The 24453-nt window shown below is 38.5% G+C and carries 20 protein-coding genes and 1 tRNA gene; 15 read left to right on the top strand and 6 right to left on the bottom strand.

The genetic code is table 11. From position 1 onward, the window contains the following. Positions 1 to 78 precede the first annotated feature (78 nt). A complete protein-coding gene (locus AWW67_RS11010; protein ID WP_062301771.1) occupies positions 79 to 2928 on the top strand; it encodes a M16 family metallopeptidase in 2850 nt (949 codons plus the stop codon). Positions 2929 to 3497: 569 nt separating this feature from the next. Then, positions 3498 to 4625, top strand: coding sequence for a lipid-A-disaccharide synthase (lpxB, locus tag AWW67_RS11005; RefSeq protein WP_062301770.1), 1128 nt, complete (start codon positions 3498 to 3500; stop codon positions 4623 to 4625). Positions 4626 to 4671: 46 nt separating this feature from the next. On the opposite strand, the gene AWW67_RS11000 is transcribed toward lpxB, so the two are convergent. From AWW67_RS11000 to AWW67_RS10990, 3 genes are read right to left on the bottom strand one after another with little or no spacing between them, the layout of a single operon-like run. After that, on the bottom strand, positions 4672 to 5253 hold the full coding sequence (locus tag AWW67_RS11000) for a YdeI/OmpD-associated family protein (RefSeq protein WP_062301769.1): 582 nt from the start codon (positions 5251 to 5253) through the stop codon (positions 4672 to 4674). A gap of 30 nt (positions 5254 to 5283) precedes the next feature. Further along, positions 5284 to 5745 carry a GNAT family N-acetyltransferase gene (locus tag AWW67_RS10995; protein WP_062301767.1) on the bottom strand — a complete coding sequence of 154 codons (462 nt, stop codon included), beginning with the start codon at positions 5743 to 5745 and terminating at the stop codon, positions 5284 to 5286. After that, entirely contained in the window at positions 5742 to 6251 is a 510-nt protein-coding gene (locus tag AWW67_RS10990) for a GNAT family N-acetyltransferase (RefSeq protein WP_062301766.1), read from the bottom strand. Before AWW67_RS10990 ends, AWW67_RS10995 begins: the two co-directional genes overlap by 4 nt. 82 nt (positions 6252 to 6333) lie before the next feature. Between AWW67_RS10990 and AWW67_RS10985 the strand changes: the two genes are divergently transcribed. Next, complete coding sequence (locus tag AWW67_RS10985) at positions 6334 to 6927, top strand: DUF922 domain-containing protein (RefSeq protein WP_082794024.1); 594 nt, start codon at positions 6334 to 6336, stop codon at positions 6925 to 6927. Between the two features lie 27 nt (positions 6928 to 6954). Here AWW67_RS10985 and AWW67_RS10980 read toward each other — a convergent pair whose 3' ends face one another. After that, on the bottom strand, positions 6955 to 7884 hold the full coding sequence (locus AWW67_RS10980) for a bile acid:sodium symporter family protein (RefSeq protein WP_062301763.1): 930 nt from the start codon (positions 7882 to 7884) through the stop codon (positions 6955 to 6957). A gap of 243 nt (positions 7885 to 8127) precedes the next feature. Continuing rightward, positions 8128 to 9141 (bottom strand): pirin family protein, encoded by a 1014-nt coding sequence (locus AWW67_RS10975; RefSeq protein WP_062301762.1) that lies wholly within the window; start codon positions 9139 to 9141, stop codon positions 8128 to 8130. A gap of 152 nt (positions 9142 to 9293) precedes the next feature. Between AWW67_RS10975 and AWW67_RS10970 the strand changes: the two genes are divergently transcribed. The 10 genes from AWW67_RS10970 (at position 9294) to rplT (ending at position 21799) form a co-directional block, all read left to right on the top strand. Continuing rightward, complete coding sequence (locus AWW67_RS10970; protein ID WP_062301761.1) at positions 9294 to 9761, top strand: hypothetical protein; 468 nt, start codon at positions 9294 to 9296, stop codon at positions 9759 to 9761. A 177-nt stretch (positions 9762 to 9938) separates the two neighbouring features. Further along, positions 9939 to 11804 carry a DNA topoisomerase IV subunit B gene (locus tag AWW67_RS10965; RefSeq protein WP_062301759.1) on the top strand — a complete coding sequence of 622 codons (1866 nt, stop codon included), beginning with the start codon at positions 9939 to 9941 and terminating at the stop codon, positions 11802 to 11804. Positions 11805 to 11850: 46 nt separating this feature from the next. Beyond that, a complete protein-coding gene (locus tag AWW67_RS10960; RefSeq protein ID WP_062301757.1) occupies positions 11851 to 12234 on the top strand; it encodes a GxxExxY protein in 384 nt (127 codons plus the stop codon). 63 nt (positions 12235 to 12297) lie between these two features. After that, a complete protein-coding gene (locus tag AWW67_RS10955) occupies positions 12298 to 14997 on the top strand; it encodes a DNA gyrase/topoisomerase IV subunit A (RefSeq protein WP_053224453.1) in 2700 nt (899 codons plus the stop codon). Between the two features lie 157 nt (positions 14998 to 15154). Continuing rightward, positions 15155 to 15838 (top strand): TrmH family RNA methyltransferase, encoded by a 684-nt coding sequence (locus AWW67_RS10950; protein WP_260311420.1) that lies wholly within the window; start codon positions 15155 to 15157, stop codon positions 15836 to 15838. A 77-nt stretch (positions 15839 to 15915) separates the two neighbouring features. Then, positions 15916 to 18405, top strand: a complete 2490-nt coding sequence (locus AWW67_RS10945; RefSeq protein WP_062301754.1) for a DUF5686 and carboxypeptidase-like regulatory domain-containing protein — start codon at positions 15916 to 15918, stop codon at positions 18403 to 18405. A 147-nt stretch (positions 18406 to 18552) separates the two neighbouring features. Continuing rightward, positions 18553 to 20508 carry a threonine--tRNA ligase gene (gene thrS / locus AWW67_RS10940; protein ID WP_062301753.1) on the top strand — a complete coding sequence of 652 codons (1956 nt, stop codon included), beginning with the start codon at positions 18553 to 18555 and terminating at the stop codon, positions 20506 to 20508. 93 nt (positions 20509 to 20601) lie between these two features. Beyond that, positions 20602 to 21147: a translation initiation factor IF-3 gene (infC, locus tag AWW67_RS10935; protein ID WP_053224449.1), complete on the top strand. Its 546-nt coding sequence runs from the start codon at positions 20602 to 20604 to the stop codon at positions 21145 to 21147. Between the two features lie 27 nt (positions 21148 to 21174). Next, complete coding sequence (gene rpmI / locus AWW67_RS10930) at positions 21175 to 21369, top strand: 50S ribosomal protein L35 (RefSeq protein WP_053224448.1); 195 nt, start codon at positions 21175 to 21177, stop codon at positions 21367 to 21369. An 85-nt stretch (positions 21370 to 21454) separates the two neighbouring features. Continuing rightward, a complete protein-coding gene (rplT, locus tag AWW67_RS10925) occupies positions 21455 to 21799 on the top strand; it encodes a 50S ribosomal protein L20 (RefSeq protein ID WP_053224447.1) in 345 nt (114 codons plus the stop codon). Positions 21800 to 21947: 148 nt separating this feature from the next. Here the strand turns inward: rplT and AWW67_RS10920 are convergent. Next, a tRNA-Met gene (locus AWW67_RS10920) sits at positions 21948 to 22021 on the bottom strand. Between the two features lie 225 nt (positions 22022 to 22246). Here AWW67_RS10920 and AWW67_RS10915 point away from each other — a divergent pair. Continuing rightward, positions 22247 to 22642 carry an START-like domain-containing protein gene (locus tag AWW67_RS10915; protein WP_053224446.1) on the top strand — a complete coding sequence of 132 codons (396 nt, stop codon included), beginning with the start codon at positions 22247 to 22249 and terminating at the stop codon, positions 22640 to 22642. Between the two features lie 78 nt (positions 22643 to 22720). Then, complete coding sequence (locus AWW67_RS10910) at positions 22721 to 24385, top strand: LptF/LptG family permease (RefSeq protein WP_062301752.1); 1665 nt, start codon at positions 22721 to 22723, stop codon at positions 24383 to 24385. Positions 24386 to 24453 lie beyond the last annotated feature (68 nt).

Genomic DNA, 24453 nt, shown 5'->3' with positions numbered 1-24453 from the left:
AATTACCGGTCAACGCTAAACTACTTGATTTCGAGTGATTTAAATTGCTAGCTTTATTCTCTGAAATTAACTTATTCTATGAAAACATTATTGAAACATCGACTTGTAGCATTCTTGTCGCTCGTGATTATTCTTTCCGCCTGTACTGGTGGGGTTGAAGAGCAGGAGAGTACAGAATTTAAATTGAACTATGAAAAATTCACACTAGACAATGGGCTAGAGGTGGTCGTTCATAAAGATAATTCTGACCCTAAAGTGGCAGTAGCGGTATTGTATCATGTAGGTTCTAACCGCGAAAAACCTGGGAAAACTGGCTTTGCTCACTTTTTTGAACACATGCTTTTCCAAAATTCAGAAAACGTAGGGGCAGGTAACTTTATTAAAAATGTAAACGACTTAGGAGGAACTTTCAACGGAGGAACCTGGACTGACGGAACTATCTACTATGAAACAGTGCCAAGCGATGCTGTAGAGCAAATGCTTTGGATGGAATCTGATAGAATGGGCTTTTTCATCAATACCGTTTCCGACTGGGGACTTGAAAACGAAAAGCAAGTAGTAAAGAATGAAAAAAGACAAGGGGTAGACAACAGGCCATATGGCCACAAAGAATATGTAAAACTGAAAAATCTTTACCCAGAAGGGCACCCTTATAGCTGGGATGTGATTGGAAGCTTAGAAGATTTGCAAAATGCTACCGTAGCCGATGTGAAAGAGTTTTACGACAAGTGGTATGGCCCAAACAACGCAACTTTAGTGATTGCTGGCGATGTGGAGCAAGCTGAGGTTAAAACACTTGTAGAAAAATACTTTGGCGAATTTGAGCCAAGAGCTGAAGTAGAGGCAATAAAACCGAAATCTGCTGTTCTTGACCAAACTAAATTGTTTTATCACGAAGATAAATTCGCTAACCTTCCTGATTTAGAAATGACATGGCCAACCGTAGAGCAATATCACCCAGATTATTGGGCTTTAAATATGCTTGGGCAAGTATTAACTGATGGAAAAAAATCTGCTTTGTATAAGGTGGTTGTTGAAGAGAAAAAGTTGGCACCTGGCGTTTTTGCTTATAATTCCTCAGCAGAAATCGCTGGAACATTTTCGATTGGGTCTAGAGCTTTTGATGGCGTGAATTTGAATGATTTAAGAGCTGCAATTTTTGAAGGTTTAAAAAGGTTTGAATCGGAAGGTTTTTCTGACGCTGACTTAACAAGAATAAAAATTGGTCAAGAAACAGGGTTTTACAACGGAATGTCAAGTGTGTTTGGTAAGGCATCTTCGTTAGCCAATTATAATACTTTTGCTGGCGATCCCGGTTTTATTGTTGAAGACTTAAAGAAATCTCAAAGTGTAACTCGAGAGGAAATCATGAAGGTGTACAATAAGTACATTAAAGATAAAAACTACTTGGCGACCAGTTTTGTACCAGTAGGACAAAAAGAATTGGTATTGGACGGCTCAGAAAAAGCTTCAGTAGTAGAAGAGGCCATTGTTCAAGGAGCCGAAGACAATCCCTATGAACAAGGGGTGACATTTGAGAAAACCGCCTCAAAAATTGATCGTAGTGTAGCGCCTCCGTTAAAAGGAACGCTTAGTTTTGACCCTCCTAAGATTAATAATAGCAAGCGAGATAACGGAATGAAAGTATTCCATATTTATCAAGATGAGCTGCCAATGGTGCAGTTTAGCCTTAGAATTAAAGGAGGAATGTTCTTAGATGATCCAGCCAAGATTGGAACTGCCGCCTTGTTAGATAACATGTTAATGGAAGGAACTGCCAATAAAACTCCATTAGAACTTCAAGAGGCCATTGGGCAACTAGGCGCTAGAGTTAGTGTTTTTGCTTCAAAAGAGTACATCACAATTAGTGGTAGTTCATTAGCTAAAAACTATGATCAAGTACTAGATTTAGTTGAGGAAATTTTATTCGAGCCAAGATGGGATGAAGGAGAGTTTGACAGAGTTAAAAAATCCGCCTTAAACTCAATTCAGCAGAGTGCCGCAAACCCAAATGCTATTGCGTCAAATGTTTTCAATAAGGTGCTTTATGGAAAAGAGCACATCTTCGCTTACCCAACCTCGGGAACAACCGAAACGGTTAGCAATATTACCTTAGACGATTTGAAAGACTACTACAATAAGAACTTCTCACCATCATTGGCTTCGTTCCATTTTGTGGGCGCATTAGATGAGCCGACTGTTATGAATTCTTTAAAGAGATTCGATAAGTGGGAAGCCAAGGATGTAGAATTCCCTGAGTATGAAATTAAAACTGCAGACGAAGGTTCTAGAATATACTTTGTTGATTACCCAGATGCTAAACAGTCGGTTATAAATATTGGTACCATAAGCATGAATGGTGATAACGAAGATTTTGCTGCGGCTGAAGTGGCCAATTACCGATTAGGAGATGGTTCAGGGTCTATTCTTTTCAAACAACTGAGACTCGAAAAAGGATACACTTACGGTGCTTACTCTGGCTTTAGTAGAAACATGAACGGAGCACCGTTTACTGCCTCTTCCAGTGTAAGAAGTAATGTAACAAAAGAGTCTGTCGATCTTTTCAAAGAAATACTTGATAACTACGGAAAGAACTTCTCAGAAGAAGATATGGAAAGCACCAGAACAACAATTTTGAGAAGCAACACGCAATCATATGAAACTCTTGGAAGCTTGGTAGGAATTCTTCAGAATATATCTACATACAACCTTCCAATGGACTACATTAAAAAGGATGAAGAAAGGTTAAAATCAATGACTTCTGAAGATGCTAAAGAGATCATTGGAGAATATATGAATCCAGATAAACTGATTTATGTGGTTGTGGGAGATGGTAAAACGCAATTGGACCTTTTGAAAAATACAGGTTTAGGAAAGCCAATTGTAGTCAATCCAAAAGACGAAAAGTTAGAACTTAAGAAGAAATAAGTTTCCTCTTTAAGAACGGATACTAATACATTGTAAAGGCTTCCAGATTAATCTGGGAGCCTTTTTCTGTTAATACCGATGATCTTTGAATTAATCTTTGGTTCGCCCCGCTGGGGCTTGTTGTATGAAATTTCACGTTCGATTATCTACAAACGGATCACCCCGATGGGGTTTCATGATAATGTTAAATGATTTTTTGGGTTACTGATCTAATTCGCAAGATTAGGTAAAACCCGATTCGGAAATCCTTTTTTTCTTAGCCTATGACCACTTTTTTAATGATTGTCTAATATTGAGATTGATTTCTTAAGCGATTGATTGGTTAATAGGTAGATAACTAGATGAGTAGCCTATGAATTTATTTCCTGTTTAGCCCCCTCGCGGGGCAACCTATTCTTTATTTGTAACAGATGGATACCTGTAAAAAAGCCCCATCGGGGCGAACTGTTTGTAGCACCAAGGCAAACCAATACCATTAAGCTCCGTAGGAGCGACCCTTTATTGATTAATTACCTTCTCACAAATAACATTTGATAATTGCCTAAGAACATAGAACTTCGAACCGAAATATGAAATACTATATCATAGCAGGAGAGGCCTCGGGCGATATGCATGCTGCCAACTTAATGAAGCAGCTGAAAATGCGTGATTCCAATGCTTTTTTCAGGGTTTGGGGTGGCGATAAAATGCAAGCGGAAACCAATGAAATGGTGCGTCATTTTAAGGATTCCTCCTTTATGGGGATTTTCAACGTGCTTTGGAACATCAGAACCATCAAGAAAAACTTCACCCTCTGCGAAAATGATATTATGACTTTTAAACCGGATGTGTTGATTTTGATCGATAATTCGGGTTTTAATCTGCGTATTGCTAAATATGTACGGTTATCAAAACTTCCTACTAGAATTTACTATTACATTCTTCCACAAGCTTGGGCATGGAAACAAAAACGCGTACACACTATTCACCAATGGTGCCACAGGGTTTTTGCTATCCTTCCATTCGAAAAGGACTTTTATAAATCATATGGCTACGATGTAGACTATGTTGGCCACCCCATTTTAGATGCTTTAGAACAGCGTAAGCCTAGTTTATTAGGTTCGGACGAACTGAGGAAGGAATTCAACCTTACTGAAAAGCCCATTATTGCACTTTTACCCGGCAGCAGAAAACAAGAAATAAAAACGAAGCTACCTGCGATGCTAAAGGCGGTAAAACATTTTCCAGATCATCAGTTCGTAATTGCTGGTTCCGAAACGATTGACAAGACTTTTTACCAAACCTATATGGATGATAAGGTTGAACTCATATTCAACCGAACTTACGATATTCTGAATAATGCCACTGCCGCCTTGGTGACTTCAGGAACGGCTACTTTAGAAACCGCCTTGTTTAAAGTACCACAAGTGGTGTGCTACAAGCCCGGTTATGTTACTTATCATCTGCTTAAGCGAATCGTTAAGATCAAATTTATATGTATGGTCAATTTGATTTTAGACCGAATGGCGGTGCAAGAATTAATTGGAGAAGACCTCAACGAAAAGCGCTTGGTCAAAGAATTAAATTTGATTCTAAAAGGGGAGAAGAGAGCGCAAATGCTTAAAGACTATGATGAACTCGAAGTCAAAATGGGTGGTACTGGTGCTTCGGTACGAACAGCGGAGTTGATGTGGGAGGATGTTTCAAAAGCCAATTGATTACGGATTTCTGCAGTTAATCTATCCAAAGAATAACAGAATTTACTTACCGATCATTCAAACCTTTGCCTTCAAATATGATTGGTGTACACTTCTCTATTCTTGACTCACGGGTTTTGGATTGTTTGGGTTGAGAAAAATGGAGTAGATATCCTCTTTGTCGTCCTGGGGTTAAAGCTTCGAATGCTGTTTTTAAATCGGGGTTTTCATCCAACGCCTTTTGAAATTCTTCAGGCATACTAAATTCGGAGGTTTCCTTTAAAGGAACTTTCAAACCAGCTTTTTCTACTTCAATGGCCTCATAGATATAGGCTTTCAAAATAGTTTCCTTCTCTGTAATTTCTTCAAGGTTAGTAAAACGAATCTGGCGGGCAGACTGCACATTTTCTGTTTGCTGAATCAGAATGTTCTCAGTGTCCTTTAGTAACACACCTTTGTGAAATAAATAGGCACAGTATTCTTTAAATCCATGAATCAAAACAATATTAGCCCCCTTAAATGTATAACAAGGGCATCCCCATTTCAACTCTTCCGTCAAGCCACAATCGAGAGCAATGGATCTCAAGTGGGTATATTCAGCTTTCCATTTTGTGTCTTTTTCGAAAAACCAATCGACTTCGGGATTCATACTTAAAAAATAAGGTTTACTAATTTTAACTCAATTATGGTATAAACTCTTTTTCATCAAAGGCAAAAAACGTCCTTTAGGCAAGCTTTCCTTTTGGCCATAAGTGACAAAGCCTTGGTTTGCATAAAATGCTTCGGCATTGGGGTCAGCTTCAACCACGATTAGTTTATTATTGAGCACTACTTTTTCAATGCAGAAGGAGAGAAGCAATTTACCAAAGCCTTTTCCTATTTGCGTTGGTTCAATCCAAAGGTTTGTAACATCATAAACTTCGGGTAATTCTTGAATAGCGCAAAAGCCAATAATCATTTTTTCCAGTACCAATTTGTAAATCTGCTGTACTTCAAAATCGCGCTCAGTGAGCAGTAAATCCTCTTTCCATAATTCCATCCATTCTTCAGGATAACCCCAATGTTGTTTGGAGGCGAAAGATATTCGATTGAGTTCGTTAATGTCTTCGATTTGGGCTAGTATGATTTCAGTAGAGTTCATAAGTAACTGATAGAGAATAGTAAATCATCACTTTCTTGAGTGTACTTTTCGTTGTACTTTCTGTTCAGTCCGATTTTCTGTAATAGACGTTGAGAAGCACTATTCTTTGAGCTTGTAATGGCCAAAATGGTCTTAAAGCCCAGTGTACTTCGTCCATATTCAAGCATGGCTTTAGTTGCTTCGGAAGTGTAGCCTTTGCCTTCGTGTTTGGGCAGAGTTGCATAACCGATATCAGGATGATCAAGGAAATCGCGTGGCAAAAATCCACACAGACCAATAGGAGAGTTGTCTTGTTTTAAAATGACTTTGTAAAGCCCAAACCCCACCTCCTTATAGCTTTTGATTAGTGTGTTGTTAATATAGTTTTCGGCATCGGTTAGCGATTTAATCCCTCGGTCGCCAATAAATTCAATCCAGTTAGGACTGTTCAATAAATTGAAAATAAACACTTGGTCATTTAGAGAGCCTTCTTCGAGGCGTAAGCGTTCTGTTTCTAAAACAATCATGTTGGAAATAATGTCGTTTTAATTTAGTGAATAGAACTCTAATAACAGATAACAAAGTAATTTACTCTTTGTCAATTTATGAATGAATTGGAGATGTGAAATGGTTAAAGTAGTTTTCGGTATGAACGGTCGCTTGTCAAAGCTGTATTGCCTATTTGTTTTCATTGCATTTGCAATGCCAGTTTTTGGCCAAATGGAAGAGGTAATTGAGACCGAGACAATGATTGAATGGAGTGAATCGCGTCCATTAGAATGGAAAGATTACACTTACAGACGTATTCGGCTTAAAGGAAGTATGGCCTTAACAAAGGTAAAGCATTCTGTGAAGGGCTACATGAGAAATGGTTTGCCAGAGTTTGAAATTAAGGTGCTTTTTAGAAAGCCTCATTCATGGACATCGGATACTACAAATTTGGATTTGCTTAAACATGAGCAGCTACATTTTGATATAGCGGAGCTTTATCGAAGAAAAATAGAGCACGAAATCATTAAGCTTCAACAGAGTCAAGAGAAAAATGCTGTTGTATACAGAGCAGAGATTAGTCGTATTTTGGCTGAGTTCAATGCTTATTCAAGACAGTATGATCGGGAAAGCAATCACGGAAAGCATAAGTTGGAACAAGCCCGTTGGAAACAAGAAGTATTAAACAGTTTGAAGGTCGTTCAAAACAAATAATTAATATATGATGTTATTTAAATATGTTTATTTAACAACTTGTTTTAATTTATTTGTTGAACGCTTTGAACGGTAGGCGAAAAGCGAGGCTATGATATAGCCAGAGAAAATATCCCAAACTCCCCACCAAGCTGCAATAAGTGCCATTGGCCCATTTCCGTCAAAAAAATTAAAGATAAGTACAAGGGCCAACCCTCCATTTTGAACCCCAGTTTCAATAGATATAGTTCTGCAATCCTGTTCGCTGTTTTTGAAGAGTTTGCCCGTAAAATAGCCAATTCCTAGAGCCATCAGGTTGTGTAGTAACACCAGTGCAACTACATAATGAATGTAGTTTTTGAAAACATCAAGGTTATCTATGGTAGCAACCGCAATAAAAGCCATTAGGATAACAAAGGAAATCACCTTGACAGGCTTTTCTATCATGCTTGCAATTTTGGGTGTTTTGCTACTTACAAGCAGTCCAAGCAGGAGGGGGAATACTAAAATTATAGATACCGTTTTAAACATGTCTGTAAAACTCAAGCCTATGCTTTTTATAATTTCAGATGTTTCAGGAGATAAGTTACCCCAAAAACTAAAGTTAAACGGGGTAGCGAATGCAGCAACAACCGTAGCAATTGCTGTAAGGGTAACTGATAATGCGATATTCCCTTTCCCTACCATTGAATAGAAATTAGAAACATTACCACCAGGGCAGGCTGCTACCAATATCATTCCCAAGGCTAACCCAGGATGAGGCTTAATTAAAAAGATTAATAAAAAGGTAAAGGCGGGAAGCAAAAGAAACTGACTCGCCAAACCAGTGAAAACAGCCTTTTTGTTATTGATTAGGCTAATGAAGTTGTCTTTTTTAAGGTTTAGGGCAACGCCAAACATGATAAACCCTAGACAAAAATTCAGAAGGCCAACGCTGTCATTGCTAAAGTTAATTCGGACTTGTTCGAGTGTAGACATCCGCCAAAACTAAAGAAGAACACGGTGATAACAAATTTGATTTAGTGAGGTGAATAAACTTAAATTCTACTTTCCTTATAAAGAAGAATTCACCAATTTCGCGTCAAATTAAAAAGCTATGTTGATTATCGGTTTTGTATTGGTGTTGTTCGTATTTGCAATCATTTCTCCAATGATCCTTCCAAACAATAAAGTTAGCAATCACAAAAAGGACTGGGAGGTTTAATTCTTTGACCACCAATTCTATTTAATTTCCTCTTTTCCATCTGCGTGTAGGGCAAAACGTCCTTTGCTTTTGTTGTGCGTATGATCGTGTGTAGGCCATGGCCAACCCCCAAACTGAGTGTTTTGGTATTCTTGCATTGCCTGCTGAATTTCGGCATTACTATTCATTACAAACGGACCGTATTGTGCTACGGGTTCATTAATGGGCTTACCCTGTAACATCAAGAGTTTAGCCTCTTCTTTTCCATTTAATACTGTTGTTGCTTTGGTGGCGTCTAGTTTAATCGTGTTGCCTCTTTTTACTGTGCTACCATCTATTTCCATGTCTACACCAGCATAGAAATACAAACTTCTATTCACTCCTGCTGAAGCTGTTGGTAATTGCCATTCTGCATCTGGAGACAGCACAATTGTCCATATAGCTACTTCGTTTTCTGGATTCGCTGCCCAAGAGTCAGGGGCTGGAGAGGGAGAAACGTAATGCTCAATTTTACCATTGATAACATTCACTTTAGTCATATTTCCGTGAGCGTCTGTGTGTGTAAAAACAGGGATGTCTTCACTCCAAAGCATAGCGAAATGCGGCTCCACCAATTTATTGACTTTTGGCAGATTTAACCAAATCTGAAAAAGTACTAATGGATTTTCCTCAGTTTCATTCAGCAATGGGAACATTTCTGAATGCTGAACACCTTTGCCAGCCGTCATCCATTGCACATCGCCATTACCAAAACGGCCGGCAGCACCAAGTGAATCGGAATGATCTACTAATCCTTTTTCTGCAATCGTAACAGTTTCAAAACCTCTGTGCGGATGGGCAGGAAAACCGGGTACGCTTTGTCCGTGGTACATACTCCAGCCATCCTTTCCTGCAAAGTCCGAACCTAAATTCCGCCCCGAAAGATTTGCATTTGGCCCCATTTGACCATTTCCTTTTGGGTAATTGTCTTTATGAAAAGCACAGAAAAGAAAGGGATCGCTCGTTTGCCATGGGAATGTCAAAGGTTGAACGGATAGAATAGAGTTGCTCATAATTTCTTATTTAGATGTACCAACATGTAAATTATTCAGAAGGTTTCCTTTTTGTTTTCAGTAATTAAATTCTGGATGAATACAGTCAATATACGCTGATATCCATGCCATAAATGATAACAATTGTTATCTTCGCGCCAAATTAAAATCGAATGGACAAGTTAGTTGGGTTTATAAGAACGGCAAGTTATCTCATCTTTTTGGCCGCCCTTATCTGGGCTTATGCTTCTTTAGCTGGTCAGGTCTCTTATAGATTCGATGGTGATGGGTCGGCCCTAGAGCTTGTAGATAGAAACACCTTCTTTTTTTCAAGTGTAATTATCTTTCTGGTGGCCAATGTAATCTGTGTGTCATTTATCAAAGTGCTTAAGAAAATTAAGACTTCAGATGATGGTGTTGGGATTCGAAATAAAGGACTTAAAACAGATGTAATCACATGGGTAAGAGGTTTTGCCGGAATTTTGAATATCATGTTCACCACAATTGTATTCTTCATAGGCTACATGAATATGAACGAACTCAAACTAGATGTTCTAAGCGTTTATCTCTACATAGGGCCAATCCTTTTGGTGTTTTGGTTTTTCTATTTGGTTAAAATTCTTTCGGTACGAAGAAACTAAAAGATAAAAATAACTCACCTCATATTTATCTTTACTTGACTTTCAATTCCTTAAACCGTTTTAAGGTTTTTATAGGGCAAAGTCAATAGTGACTTTTTAGTTTTTATATTTTAACTTCCGCCTTAATTTGTGCGGAACAGCACAGAATTTCTACTTGAATCTTATTGGAGTTTTTGAATGGCGAATGAAGTAGCGAATTATACCGAGGATAGTATTCGGTCCCTCGATTGGAAAGAACATATCAGACTTAGACCAGGAATGTACATCGGTAAATTGGGAGACGGTAGTGCCCAAGACGATGGAATTTATGTACTTGTAAAAGAAGTAATCGATAACAGTATTGACGAACACATGATGGGCTTTGGTAAAACCATCGATGTGAAAGTATCTGAACTAAAGGTGGAAGTGCGCGATTACGGTCGTGGTATTCCACTCGGTAAAGTGGTCGATTGCGTTTCCAAAATCAACACGGGTGGTAAATATGACAGCGGTGCTTTTCAAAAGTCTGTTGGTCTTAACGGAGTGGGTACAAAAGCTGTAAATGCGCTTTCTAGTTTTTTCAAGGTACAATCTTATCGCGATGGCCGCACCAAAGTAGCCGAATTTGAAAGGGGAGAAATTAAGAATGATGAACCCGAAACTACGAGCAGTGGCCGAAACGGAACCCTCATCGTTTTCAGGCCCGATGATACCATTTTCAAGAATTACCATTTCATTCCAGAATACCTCGATGATTTGATTTGGAACTACAGTTTCTTGAACGCTGGGCTCACTATTAATTTCAACGGAACCAAATACCATTCAGAAAAAGGTCTTTACGATCTGTTGTTAAGAAAAACCAATGCCGATAGTTTAAGATATCCTGTTATTCACCTTAAGGGAGAAGATATTGAAATCGCTATGTCGCATAGCAATCAATATGGCGAGGATTACTATTCGTTTGTAAATGGGCAATACACCACTCAGGGCGGAACGCATCAAGCGGCTTTTAGAGAGGCTGTAGTGAAAACCGTTAGAGAATTCTATAACAAGAACTTTGAAGCCACCGATGTTCGCGCTTCTATCGTAGGTGCAATTGCGGTAAGGGTGCAAGAACCTGTTTTCGAGTCGCAGACCAAAACCAAACTAGGTTCGCAAAATGTTGCGCCTGATGGGCCAACCATGAGAACTTTTGTGAACGACTTTGTGAAAAAAGCACTTGACGATTTTCTACACAAAAACCCAGACACAGCTAACCTGCTATTAAAACGAATTCTTCAGTCAGAACGCGAAAGAAAAGAGATAGCAGGAATTAAGAAATTGGCGAATGAAAGGGCAAAGAAGGCCAACCTGCACAATAAAAAGCTTAGAGATTGCCGCATTCACCTCGATGATAAGAAGGGTGATGATGACTTGAGAAACGCGACTACATTGTTCATTACCGAAGGGGATTCTGCCAGTGGTTCAATTACAAAATCTAGAAATGTGCAAACTCAGGCCGTATTTAGTTTGAGAGGAAAGCCTTTGAACTGTTACGGATACTCTAAAAAAGTAGTGTATGAAAACGAGGAGTTCAATTTGCTTCAGCATGCGCTAAATATCGAAGATGGACTAGAAGGTTTACGCTATGATAAAATTGTAATTGCCACCGATGCCGATGTGGATGGAATGCATATTCGTCTGTTACTCTTAACATACTTCCTTCAGTTTTTTCCCGACTTGGTAAGGAGAGGCCACGTCTATATTTTAGAAACACCTTTGTTTAGGGTTCGAAATAAGAAGGAAACAATTTATTGCTATAGCGAAGAAGAAAAGCAAACGGCTGTGGCTAAGCTCGGCAATAAGCCTGAAATCACTCGATTCAAAGGTTTAGGTGAAATTTCGCCCGAAGAATTCAAAGGCTTTATTAATGCCGAAATGCGTTTAGAACCTATCATTCTAAGAAAGGACACTAGCATTGAAGAATTACTAAAGTTCTATATGGGTAAAAACACACCAGATCGTCAAAACTTCATCATCGACCGACTAAAAGTTGAGAAAGACTTGGTGACAGAAACTGTTTAAGAATATATGTCTAAATCAGAATTTAAAGAATTTTAGAAATTACAGAATGGAGAAAGATGAGCTGACATATGCAGTTATCGGTTGCGCTATGAAAGTTCATAATACTTTAGGCTCTGGTTTTCAAGAAGTCATATACCAACGCTGTTTGGCTATTGAATTGGAAAGAGCAAGTATAGGTTACCAAAGAGAACAGGAACAAGTAGTTTTTTATGATGGAATTGAAGTCGGGACTCGTAGGGCAGATTTCATTATTGAAGATCGGGTGGTGGTAGAGTTAAAAGCTTTGGTTCGGTTGGAAGATGCTTATTTGGCTCAGGCGAAGAACTATACTGTGGCTTACGATTTTCCGAAAGGCTTGCTTATCAATTTTGGTGGCAAAAGCCTTGAATACAAATTAATGTTTAACCCAAAATACCAAGATCAGAAATAGCTTTTGGGTAGCTGTGAATCTTGAAAATTTTCAGATTCTGTATAATTCTGATCCAAGATGAATATGACTGAGAATACTGAAGAATTGAACAACGGAGAGGAGAGAGGGCTACAGGAAGTAAGGCCGGTTTCTGGCATGTACGAAGACTGGTTTCTCGATTATGCTTCGTATGTAATTTTGGAAAGGGCTGTGCCAGCCATTGAGGATGGTTATAAACCTGTGCAACGCAGGATTCTCCATGCTATGAAAGAGATGGACGATGGCCGTTTCAATAAAGTGGCCAACGTTATTGGACAAACCATGCAGTATCACCCGCATGGGGATGCTTCCATTGGTGATGCCATTGTAAACATAGGTCAGAAAGATTTACTGATTGAAACCCAAGGAAACTGGGGCGATATCCGTACAGGTGACAGTGCAGCCGCGGCAAGGTATATCGAAGCCAGACTTTCTAAATTTGCATTAGAGGTCGTCTTCAATCCGCAAACCACCAATTGGCAGCTTTCCTATGATGGTCGTAAAAAAGAGCCAGTTACATTGCCTGTTAAATTCCCAATGCTTTTGGCTCAGGGGGTTGAGGGAATCGCAGTAGGACTTTCTACAAAAATTCTTCCACACAATTTTATTGAGCTTATTCAAGCCACTATTAAGGTATTACAGGGCAAAAGTGTAAAGCTGTACCCTGATTTTCCTACGGGTGGTATGGCCGATTTTTCAGAATACAACGATGGCCTTAGAGGAGGTAAAATTAAGGTAAGAGCCAAAATTCATGAAGAAGATAAGAAGAGCCTAATTATTAAAGATATTCCCTTCGGAACAACAACAACGAGCGTGATTGACTCGATTATTAAGGCCAACGACAAGGGGAAAATCAAGATTAAAAAGGTGGTGGATAATACTGCCGAAGACGTAGAAATCTACATCGAATTGGCACCAGGTCAGTCGCCTAATATTACCATTGATGCACTTTATGCATTTACCGATTGCGAGGTGAGCATTTCTCCAAACTGCTGTGTAATTATTGAAGACAAGCCTCATTTTATAGGGGTTACAGAGGTGCTGAAAATATGTACCAATCAGACGGTAGATTTATTAAAACGAGAGCTAGAAATTAGAAAAGGCGAACTCCTCGAAAAGCTTCTTTTCTCTTCATTGGAAAAGATTTTTATCGAAAATAGAATTTACCGCGATATTGAAGAATGTGAAACTTGGGAGGCCGTAATTGCTACAATCGATAAAGGCTTAGATCCATTTAAGCCTGATTTCTATCGTGAAATTACTGAGGAAGATATCGTAAGACTTACCGAAATTAAGATCAAACGAATTTCAAAATTCGATGCTTTTAAAGCTGATGAATTGATGAAACGTCTTCAAGATGAACTGGCTGAGGTAGAATATAACTTGGCTAACCTAGTAGAGTATGCGATTGCTTACCACGAAAAATTACTAGAAAAATTCGGGAAAGGCAGAGAGCGTAGAACCGAAATCAAGTCATTCGAAAGTATTGCAGCAACTGTTGTTGCGGCCAATAATGCCAAGCTCTATGTAAACCGTGCCGAAGGTTTTATCGGTTACGGAATGAAAAAAGACGAGTTTGTTTGCGATTGCTCCGATATTGATGATGTAATCGTATTCCGTAAGGATGGGAAATTCCAGGTGGTTCGAATCTCCGATAAAATATTTGTAGGCAAAGATATTATTCATGTAGGCGTATTCAATAAGAATGACGAGCGTATGGTGTATAATATGATTTACCTCGATGGAAAAACTGGCCGAAGTATGGTTAAGCGATTCCAAGTGTTGGGCGTTACTCGCGACAAGGAATATGACCTTACAAAGGGGGAACGAGGATCAAAAGTACTTTACTTTACCGCCAATCCAAATGGCGAAGCTGAGCTTGTAACGATCTACCTTACCTCTGGTTGTAAAGCTAGGGTGAAAGTTTTCGACTTTGATTTTTCTGAAATTGAGATCAAGGGAAGAGGCGCTGGAGGAAATATAGCAACCAGATACCCTGTGCGCAAAATTCAGCTCAAAATGGAAGGTAAATCTACTTTGGGTGGAGTAGATATTTGGTATGACGATTCTATCGGAAGAATTAACCGTGACGAACGTGGTGAATACTTAGGTAATTTCCAAAGTGAGGACAAAATTCTTGTAATCTACGACTCGGGAGAATATGAATTGACCTCTTTTGAATTAACCAATCGTTATGAAGCGGATAAAATCATGCTGATTGAAAAATTCGATCCAGAAGGTGTTATTTCGGCTATTCACTACGATCCCGATGCCCAATATCATTTGGTAAAACGTTTTCAGATTGAAACCAGCACAATGGATAAAAAATTTGGTTTCATAAGCGAAGAAAAAGGAGCCAAGTTGCTTTTAGCCACTACGGTGCCGCAGCCTCAGGTGGAGGTAACTTATACGGTAAAAGGCGCTAAGGAAAGACAAACCATGACTGTTGATTTGGACATGGTGATTGATGTGAAAGGCTGGAAGGCCATGGGGAATAAAATTTCTCAACATTCAGTGAAAAAAGTGACTTTACTGAATAGCAAGGATAAGTCGAAGGCCAAAACACAGACTGATAATTCTGACCAAAACCCAACGCCAAAAGCCGTTGACCAAAATGAGGTGAAAACTGAAGCGCCAAAGTCAGATGCTCCAAAGCCAGAACAGGCTAAAGAGACTAAAGAAGATAAACCAAAAGGCAAAGAAGGCGGTGGTTTTAATGTAGGCGAAACCATCGATCTATTTTAAAGAATAGGGGTAAATCCCTGAACAACTGTTTTTTAGCTGTAAGCATGTTAAAACGTGCCAATGGTTGAAGGATATTGTTTGTAAAATTAAAAGCTACCGGTAAAATGCTGGTAGCTTTTGTTTTTCATTACTTTTGCGATCTAATTCAATAAGTGTTTTGCAGGCAGAACTTATAAAAATTCTTGAAGAATTCGTTACCGAAAATAAGGTTAACCTTATCAACAAGGTGCTTTCTGAACGTACAAGGCATTTAACCGTAGTGTTAGAAGATGTCTATCATTCGCACAATGCCAGTGCCGTTTTAAGAACTTGCGATTGCTTTGGAGTACAAGATTTACATATCAGTCAGAAACTTCACGACTACCACATCAACCCAAATATTGTGCGTGGCGCATCCAATTGGGTTACATTGCACAAATACGACAGGGGAGAACAAAGTAGCTCGAACTGCTTAAACGATTTAAGAGAAAAAAAATATAGGTTAGTAGGTACAACCCCAGACCAGAATTCTACATCTATACATGAGTTAGATATTACTGAAAAAACCGCCATCATTTTTGGGACAGAACTGGAAGGTATTTCAGACAATACCAAAAATGAAGTAGATGAACTGGTTCACATTCCCATGTACGGCTTTACAGAGTCATTTAATATGTCGGTAAGCGTGGCCATGGTTTTACAAGATTTGGTCAGAAGACTTCGCGAAAGCGATGTGCAATGGCATTTGACAGAACAAGAAAAAGAAGATCTTAAATTCGAATGGTACCAACGCATTGTGAAGAGGTCAGATCTCCATATAAAAAATTATATGAAGGAACATTCTATTAATAATAATGGTTGACAACAGAATATGAATAGGTCAGTATACTTTTTAAGCCAACCAGCGTTAAGCACTAATAACCTCAGAAACTCAAGAGTTTGAAATCAAAATACATTTTTACACTGCTATTCTGCTTTACCACAAGTTTCGTCTTTGCGCAGCAAACCATTATTCGAGGTAAAGTAACCGATGCCGAAACTGGTGACCCAGTACCTTTTGCTACGGTGGTTATTCAGGGGAGTCAGATTGGAATGGCTACCGATTTTGATGGTAACTATGAGCTTAAAGGGCAAGCTGAATCAGATACAGTCCTTTTCTCTTATGTGGGTTACGAAACCCGTAAGAAACGCTACGAGAAAGGAGTCACCCAAATAATCAATGTTCAGTTACAACCAAAAGCCACTAGTTTGGCAGACTTCGTGGTGCTGTCAGGTAGGGCCGAAAACCCTGCCTTTGCGATTATGCGTAGCGTAATAGACAATAAAAACAAGAATGATAAAAGAAGACTAGAGGCATACGAATACGAGTCGTATAACAAGATTGAAATCGATGTAGATAATATTACAGAAGAGTTCAGAAAGAAGAAGTACATGCAAAAAGTGACTTCAGTACTCGATAGTATCGACATTATTGCTGGAGAAGATGGCAAGCCTATTCTGCCGCTTTTTATTTCGGAATCACTTTCAAAATTCTATTTCAGATCTAACCCTAGGCTACAGAAAGAACAAATAATCAAAACCAAAATCACCGGAATCGGAATCGAAGACGGTTCACTCATTTCTCAAGTAATAGGTTCATCATTTCAGGAATATAATTTCTACCAAAACCGAATGAACATCGTGGAAAAAGAGTTCGCCTCACCAATAGGAGATGGCTGGCGACTGATCTACGACTACGACTTAACAGACAGTGTGAGTTTAGAGGGTGAGTTCTGCTACGTGCTTGATTTCAAGCCAAAAAATGATCAGGAATTGGCCTTTGTAGGCACCATGTGGATTGCCAAAGAAGATTTTGGCTTGAAGCGAATGGATGCGACAATGCAACCGACCGCTAACCTTAATTTTATAGAGAAGATCAAGATACAGCAAGAGCTAGAACGAATGGAAGGCGGAGCTTGGCTTCCTGTAAAGTCAAGAATTCTGATTGATGTATCAGAAATCACAAAGAAATCAGCTGGTTTTTTGGCAAAATTTTATTCCTCAAATAAAAACCTTGCACTTACAGAACCTAAACCCAATAAGTTTTTTGAACGAACAATTGAATTAGAAGAAGATGCGCGAATTTCTGATGAACAGTTTTGGATAGAAAATAGACACGACTCACTGACGACAACCGAGATCAGTGTAATTGCAATGATCGACTCCTTAAAGCAAATTCCCATTGTAAAAACTTGGACAGAGTTGCTCAAAACATTTGCTAGAGGTTATGTAGAAGTGGGACAATTAGACTTAGGGCCTTGGCCAGTGTTGGTTTCTTCAAATGACGTAGAAGGATTTAGAACCCGAATTGGAGGAAGAACCAATGAGAACTTTAGTTTGAGATGGCAGTTCAACGGCTATGTAGCTTATGGTTTTAAAGACAAAAACTTTAAATATGGTTTAGGCGCCACCCATTTTATTTCTAGAAAGAAGTGGACTACCATATCAGCCAACTATAGAAAAGATATTGATCAACTGGGCTTGCAACCAGACGGAATTACAGATTTCGACAATGCAAATGCTTTTGTTGCACTAAGTCAGCTGGGAAACCTTATTCGCCCATTTGCCTATGAAACCTATCAGATCGACTTGACCAGTCAATTGTCTAAGCCTTTTTCTTTTAGTTTAAGGTTGAAAAACCAAGACTTCACTCCGCTGTATGATGGCTTTAGTTATTACACCGAGCCTTCAGATATTACATCGCCAATTGGAACCGAGTTTACCAGCACTGAAGCTACTTTAAAGCTAAAATACGCTAAAGACGAAACCTTTATCATAAACGATAACAGTAGAATTAGTTTGGGAACTGTACGTTGGCCAACCTTCATTGTGGGGTATACGCATGGTTTTAAGGGGCCTTTAGGTGGTGATTTTGATTATAATAAACTCGATGTTGGAATTTCTCAACGGCTGAAGATGGGTTTTTGGGGCATTTCGCATTATCAAATTACGGCCAGTAAGGTTTTTGAAGATGTTCCGTATCCTTTGTTAACGGCTCATATTGGTAATGAGCAACCCGTTTATGCCAGTTTTGCTTTCAATACCATGAATTTCTACGAATTTGTAAGTCAGCAATATGTTTCCATGCGCTATCAGCATTTCTTCGAAGGCTTTATTTTAAACAGAATTCCACTCTTAAAAAGGCTTAAATGGAGAATGGTAGCCAGTGGTAACATACTTTATGGAGATATTAGTGAGAGTACTTTGGCCGCACAACCCACAGTTGATTTCTTGAGCCTAGATCCAAATAAGCCATATTCAGAGGTTGGAATTGGAGTAGAAAACATCTTTAAATTTTTTAGAGTCGATTTTTTCCAACGCCTTACCTATCTTGATAATCCAGATATTAAGAAAAGGCAAATAAAGGTGAGTTTTAACCTTTCACTTTAAACAAGAAATCTAAAAATCACTTTAGTAAGAATTGGCCGAGATTTGGGGCTTGGTTCAAAGGATTAACCTAAATAATATTGCATATTTGCGATTCGAAAGAATCATGAATCAAATCCAAATGGTTTGTAGCATTTGGTGAAATTAATTATGAGTGCAGAAAGTATAAAAATCACCCTTCCAGACGGAACTGTAAAAGAATTTGCCAAAGGAAGTTCAGCAATGGACGTAGCCTTAAGTATTAGTGAAGGTTTGGCAAGAAATGTATTGGCAGCCGAAATAAATGGCGAGGTAAGAGATGCCAATAGACCGATAGAATCCGACTCGGATGTAAAACTATTGACGTGGAATAATGATGAAGGAAAGGCAACTTTTTGGCATTCATCTGCGCACTTGATGGCCGAAGCGCTAGAAGCTCTTTATCCTGGTATTAAGTTCGGGATTGGCCCATCAATTGAAAATGGTTTTTATTACGATGTTGATTTTGGTGAAAATCAAGAATTTGACCATTCTCATTTAGAAAAAATTGAGGCCAAAATGTTAGAGTTGGCCCGTCAGAAAAATGAATACAAAAGATCAGAAGTAAGTAAAGCAGATGCAATTGCTTACTTCAAGGAAAAGGATGACGAATATAAACTAGACCTTTTGGAAGGTTTAGAAGACGGTTCAATTACATTTTACCAACAAGGTAATTTTACTGACTTATGTCGTGGACCTCATATTCCAAACACTGGCTTTATAAAGGCTGCTAAGGTGTTGAGCATTGCCGGAGCTTACTGGCGAGGTGACGAAAACAACAAGCAACTCACACGTTTGTATGGAATTACTTTTCCTAAACAAAAGGAATTGACTGAATACCTTCACATGTTGGAGGAAGCAAAAAAACGTGACCACAGAAAACTAGGTCAGGAATTGGAGCTTTTTACTTTTTCACAAAAAGTAGGGTTAGGGCTTCCGCTTTGGTTACCTAAAGGAGCTAAGCTTCGCGAAAGACTTGAAACTTTTATGCGTAAGGCACAAGTAAAAGCTGGCTACGATCCTGTGGTTACTCCTCATATCGGCTCTAAAAACTTATACGTAACTTCTGGTCACTATGAGAAATACGGGGCTGATTCATTTCAGCCTATAAAAACGCCTAACGAAGGCGAGGAGTTCTTGTTAAAACCAATGAACTGTCCTCATCATTGCGAAATATATAAATCAAAACCACGCTCATATAAGGAGCTGCCAGTGCGCTTAGCCGAATTTGGTACTGTTTATAGGTACGAACAAAGTGGAGAGTTACATGGTTTAACCCGTGTAAGAGGTTTTACTCAAGATGACGCTCATATTTTCTGTACCGAAGATCAGGTAAAAGAAGAGTTTATTAAGGTAATTGATTTAGTACTTTATGTTTTTGAATCACTTGGTTTCGAGAATTTTACGGCACAAATCTCTTTAAGAGATCCAGAAAATAAGCAAAAATATATTGGTAGCGATGAAGCTTGGCATAAGGCAGAGTCGGCCATTGTAGAAGCGGCCGCAGAAAAAAATCTAAACACAGTAACCGAATTAGGTGAAGCGGCATTTTATGGGCCTAAACTTGATTTCATGGTGAAAGATGCTTTAGGTAGAAAGTGGCAATTAGGAACAATTCAGGTAGATTACAACCTTCCTGAACGTTTTGAATTAGAATACACTGGCTCAGATAACCAAAAGCATAGACCAGTAATGATTCACAGAGCCCCTTTTGGCTCTTTAGAAAGATTTGTAGCAGTATTGATTGAGCATTGTGCAGGAGAATTTCCACTTTGGTTAACACCAGATCAAGTAGCAATTCTTCCTATTTCTGAAAAGTATGCCGATTATGCTCAAGAATTATATAATAAGCTTCAGTCAGAAGATATTACAGGTTTTGTTGATCACAGAGATGAAAAGATTGGAAGAAAAATCCGTGATGCTGAAGTTAAAAAGATACCTTTGATGCTTATCGTTGGCGAAAAGGAAAGAGATAACAACGAAGTGGCCGTGAGAAGACATGGTCAAGGTGATGTAGGTACTATGAGCATAGAATCATTTGTTGATTATTTTGCCAAAGAGAAAGCCAAGTCGCTAAATATTCAATAATTTTACCTGCTCAATATCGGAGTATTGATTATTAGAAAATTATACCGATATTTGCAGTCATTTTAACAAAAGAAGGAGGTTAACATCGCAAAAATGAGGAGAAAATACCCCCCGAGAGGCAGGGTAGAAGAGCCATACAAAGTCAATCTTAAGATTCTTGCACCTAAGGTGCGGGTAGTTGGCGAGAACGTTGAAGTAGACGTCTATGATATAGATAAAGCACTTCAAATGGCTAGAGATCAAGGACTTGATCTGGTAGAGATTTCTCCCAAGGCAGACCCGCCTGTTTGTAAGATTGTTGACTACTCTAAGTTTAAGTATGATCAGAAGAAGAAGCAAAAGGAAATAAAGGCCAAGGCTTCTAAAACTGTGATTAAAGAAATCAGATTCGGTCCCAATACGGATGATCATGATTTCAACTTTAAGCTTAACCATGCTATAGGGTTTCTAAAAGACGGTTCAAAGGTTAAGGCCTATGTTCATTTTAGAGGAAGAACTATTGTGTATAAGGAAAGAGGTGAGATTTTATTATTAAAGTTTGCCCAAGCCTTAGAAGAATATGCAAAGGTTGAGCAGCTGCCTAAATTGGAAGGAAAAAGAATGTTTCTTTACCTTACTCCTAAGGCCATAAAAAAGTAGAACCAGTATTTATTAAATAAATTTAAAATGCCTAAAGCAAAAACTAAATCAGGAGCTAAAAAGCGTTTCAAATTGACAGGGTCTGGCAAGATCAAAAGAAAGCATGCTTTTAAAAGCCATATCCTAACCAAGAAAGAAACGAAGCAAAAACGTAATCTTACCGGCACAGGACTTGTTCATAAGTCGGATGAGAATAACGTTAAAGCAATGCTCAACATTTAAGACCCATTAAGGTTATTGTTTCACCAGATGTTTGGTTTTAAGTACTCAGTAAAATGAGACACCAAAGGTCAAAAAAATTAAAATTATGCCAAGATCAGTAAACGCGGTAGCGTCAAGAGCAAAAAGGAAAAGAATACTCAAAATGGCCAAGGGCTATTTTGGTAGAAAAAAGAATGTATGGACAGTAGCGAAGAACCAGATAGAGAAAGGTCTTCAGTTTGCATACAGAGATAGAAAAGCAAAGAAAAGAGAGTTTAGAAAACTTTGGATTCAAAGAATCAATGCAGGTGCAAGATTGCACGGGATGTCATATTCTCAGTTAATGGGAGCTATTGGTAAATCAGGCATTGAACTTAACCGTAAGGTTTTAGCTGATTTAGCTATGAATCACCCAGAAGCTTTCAAAGCAGTAGTAGAGAAAGTGAAGTAAGATAAACTCCATAAGATATAGAGTGGAAGACCCCGGCCTAGGCTGGGGTTTTTTATTGCCCAATTTTTAATGGGAATTCAGCCTCAAGGCAATGATCAAGTTTTGGGCAAAAATAAAGCCCAGCTCATAAATGAACTGGGCTTTTTTGTAGCGAGGACGGGAGTTGAACCCGTGACCTCAGGGTTATGAATCCTGCGCTCTAACCAACTGAGCTACCTCGCCTTCAAAATCGGAGTGCAAACATACGAATTAGAGTAAAGAAAATGCAATAGGAATTGAAGAATTTTATTCAACTTTATTGAAAGGTTTTAGAGTGCTAAAAAACGGGTGATTTAACAACCCAAAAGTGAGGTGGGTTAATGCTCAACCTTCTTAATTTCCTTTGTCGACTTTTTAGTTTGTTGTATTCCTTTATTAGTTCTATATTATCGACATAAGTTTTTTAATATGGCAAAGAATAAGTTTGTAACAGAGTTTGAAGTGAATGCCTCTCAAAAAATACTTTTTCCGTATTTGAGCACGGCAAGCGGGTTGGCGCAATGGTTTGCTGAAGATGTAAATATCAATGAAGATAAAGTCTATAGCTTTTTGTGGGATGGAGAAGAGTTTAAAGCGACTAAGGCCTCTCAAAAGACGAACCACTTTGTTAAATTCGAATTTCTCCCAGAAACAGAAGAGGATGAGGATGATCCTTCCTATATCGAGTTAAGACTCTTGATTGGGGAGTTAACCCAGTCAGTATTTATTCAAATTACTGATTATTCAGATATAGACGATCCAGAAGAGCAGCAAGACCTTTGGGAAAATACTGTACATAACTTGAAAGAGATTATTGGAGGTTAATCAATTAGGTTTGCTTCGGTATTTGCTTTTAGTTCTGCAAGGCATGATCTTTGTGAGCAAGGCCTGAGATCGCGAAGAATGAAGAAGATTGATAAATTGGTGTTTGGCTCGTTCATTGGGCCCTTTTTGCTTACTCTAATTGTTGTAGATTTTATTCTGCTCTTAGTAACTCTGCTCAAGTATTTCGATAAGATTATGGGTAAGGGGTTAGAGTTCTCTGTTTTTGCAGAACTCATCGCATATTTCTCAATATCTGCTTCGCCCGATGCTTTTCCTTTAGCAGTGCTCCTTAGCGCTATTATGACCTTTGGTAATTTAGGAGAACACTCAGAATTGACGGCTGTCAAAAGTTCCGGAATATCTTTGGTTAGATCTTTAGCATCCATTTTTGTTTTTGTACTCTTCCTTACCGGCTTTACGTATTACTTCAATACCCAGCTTGTTCCTAAAATCAACCTTAAAACTTACAGCCTTCTTTGGGATATGCGTTCTAAAAAACCTGCTTTAGATATACGAGAAGGAGTTTTTTACAACGGAATTCCAGGTTATAGTATTAAAGTGAACAAGAAAATTGATGATGAACGTTTGCTCGATATCATTATTTACGACCATACAAATCGTAGCAAAAGAGGAAATAAGGAAGTGATTTTGGCAGATTCTGGCCGCATGTACACTTTTATGAATCAAAGGTACTTGGCCTTAGAGCTCTATAATGGAATCAAATATGATGAAGGGAGTAATGATAAATACGACCAAAAAATTGATGGAGGCCAGTTCGTAAGAAATCGTTTTGAAAAAAGTATTATAAGGTTCGATCTTTCCTCATTTGATATGGGTGAAACCGATCAGAATGCTTTTAGTAGAAGTCGACTGGTACAAACAAGAGATGACTTGAAGGTTGGAATAGACTCTATGAGTTTGGATATTCTGAGAAGTAAGAAAACGCTTTTTAGGCAAGTTGGGGCTAAGTTTTCTTATCACATTCTTAGAGATGTGGAAACCCCAAGTCAAATAGAAAAAGAGCTTAGTTTTTATGATTCTCTTCGAACTGCGAGAAAAAAGGTCGTAGCTGAAAATGTGGATGTTAACACAGATTTGTCGGAAGTAGAAGATTTGAACTCAAGGGATATTCCGGTAGATGATCTTCCAGAAGTTGCCTTTATGAGAACTCCCGCTCCCCCAAGTGCAGAGAAAAAAACTGAGGTTAAGGGTAAAGTAATGTCGGATGATGAAGTAATTATGGCGGTTGAGGCTTTCTATAATACTCGGGCAAAAAAAATGAATGTTTACGCAACAGCACTCAATAGTGCTAGAGGAAGTAATGCGACTATCAATGCTAATATTAGCACCTTGGCAACTGTTCAGAGAGATAAGAATAAATTTAGAGTTACTAGAACCCAACAAATTTCAAGGTCTTTTGCCTGTTTGGTAATGTTCTTAATTGGAGCGCCAATAGGTGCTATTATTAAAAAAGGAGGCCTTGGCTTACCAGTTATCATCTCTGTAGTTTTCTTTTTAATCTATTATACTTTAAATACTCTCGGAGATAAATGGGGTAAACAAGGAGTTGTAGATCCTTTGTTTGCCATGTGGTTGTCTAATATTATCCTTTTACCTTTTGGTTTTTTCTTTTTACGTCAAGCCAGCAAAGATGCCCGTTTATTCGAAGCCGATTTTTATGCGGTATGGACAGAGAAAGCAAAGAAATTCTTCTCTAGGAAGAAGGAATTAAAAACAGCCTAACTTGTTTACTAGTCGCATATAAATTATCTTTGCGGCTGTTTTTAAATTTTAATAATCAAATTTTAGCT

The sequence above is a fragment of the Roseivirga seohaensis genome (genome assembly GCF_001592945.1).
GTDB classification, from domain to species: Bacteria; Bacteroidota; Bacteroidia; order Cytophagales; family Cyclobacteriaceae; genus Roseivirga; species Roseivirga seohaensis.
The sequence above is the reverse complement of the archived record's forward strand: the minus strand, read 5'-3'. Positions and strand labels throughout refer to the sequence as shown.

Bases quoted from the DNA above. Each gene is read 5' to 3' on its own strand.
- AWW67_RS11010 (WP_062301771.1), top strand. From the start codon at position 79: ATGAAAACATTATTGAAACATCGACTTGTAGCATTCTTGTCGCTCGTG.
- lpxB (WP_062301770.1), top strand. From the start codon at position 3,498: ATGAAATACTATATCATAGCAGGAGAGGCCTCGGGCGATATGCATGCT.
- AWW67_RS11000 (WP_062301769.1), bottom strand. From the start codon at position 5,253: ATGAATCCCGAAGTCGATTGGTTTTTCGAAAAAGACACAAAATGGAAA.
- AWW67_RS10995 (WP_062301767.1), bottom strand. From the start codon at position 5,745: ATGAACTCTACTGAAATCATACTAGCCCAAATCGAAGACATTAACGAA.
- AWW67_RS10990 (WP_062301766.1), bottom strand. From the start codon at position 6,251: ATGATTGTTTTAGAAACAGAACGCTTACGCCTCGAAGAAGGCTCTCTA.
- AWW67_RS10985 (WP_082794024.1), top strand. From the start codon at position 6,334: ATGAATTGGAGATGTGAAATGGTTAAAGTAGTTTTCGGTATGAACGGT.
- AWW67_RS10980 (WP_062301763.1), bottom strand. From the start codon at position 7,884: ATGTCTACACTCGAACAAGTCCGAATTAACTTTAGCAATGACAGCGTT.
- AWW67_RS10975 (WP_062301762.1), bottom strand. From the start codon at position 9,141: ATGAGCAACTCTATTCTATCCGTTCAACCTTTGACATTCCCATGGCAA.
- AWW67_RS10970 (WP_062301761.1), top strand. From the start codon at position 9,294: ATGGACAAGTTAGTTGGGTTTATAAGAACGGCAAGTTATCTCATCTTT.
- AWW67_RS10965 (WP_062301759.1), top strand. From the start codon at position 9,939: ATGGCGAATGAAGTAGCGAATTATACCGAGGATAGTATTCGGTCCCTC.
- AWW67_RS10960 (WP_062301757.1), top strand. From the start codon at position 11,851: ATGGAGAAAGATGAGCTGACATATGCAGTTATCGGTTGCGCTATGAAA.
- AWW67_RS10955 (WP_053224453.1), top strand. From the start codon at position 12,298: ATGACTGAGAATACTGAAGAATTGAACAACGGAGAGGAGAGAGGGCTA.
- thrS (WP_062301753.1), top strand. From the start codon at position 18,553: ATGAGTGCAGAAAGTATAAAAATCACCCTTCCAGACGGAACTGTAAAA.
- infC (WP_053224449.1), top strand. From the start codon at position 20,602: ATGAGGAGAAAATACCCCCCGAGAGGCAGGGTAGAAGAGCCATACAAA.
- rpmI (WP_053224448.1), top strand. From the start codon at position 21,175: ATGCCTAAAGCAAAAACTAAATCAGGAGCTAAAAAGCGTTTCAAATTG.
- rplT (WP_053224447.1), top strand. From the start codon at position 21,455: ATGCCAAGATCAGTAAACGCGGTAGCGTCAAGAGCAAAAAGGAAAAGA.
- AWW67_RS10915 (WP_053224446.1), top strand. From the start codon at position 22,247: ATGGCAAAGAATAAGTTTGTAACAGAGTTTGAAGTGAATGCCTCTCAA.
- AWW67_RS10910 (WP_062301752.1), top strand. From the start codon at position 22,721: ATGAAGAAGATTGATAAATTGGTGTTTGGCTCGTTCATTGGGCCCTTT.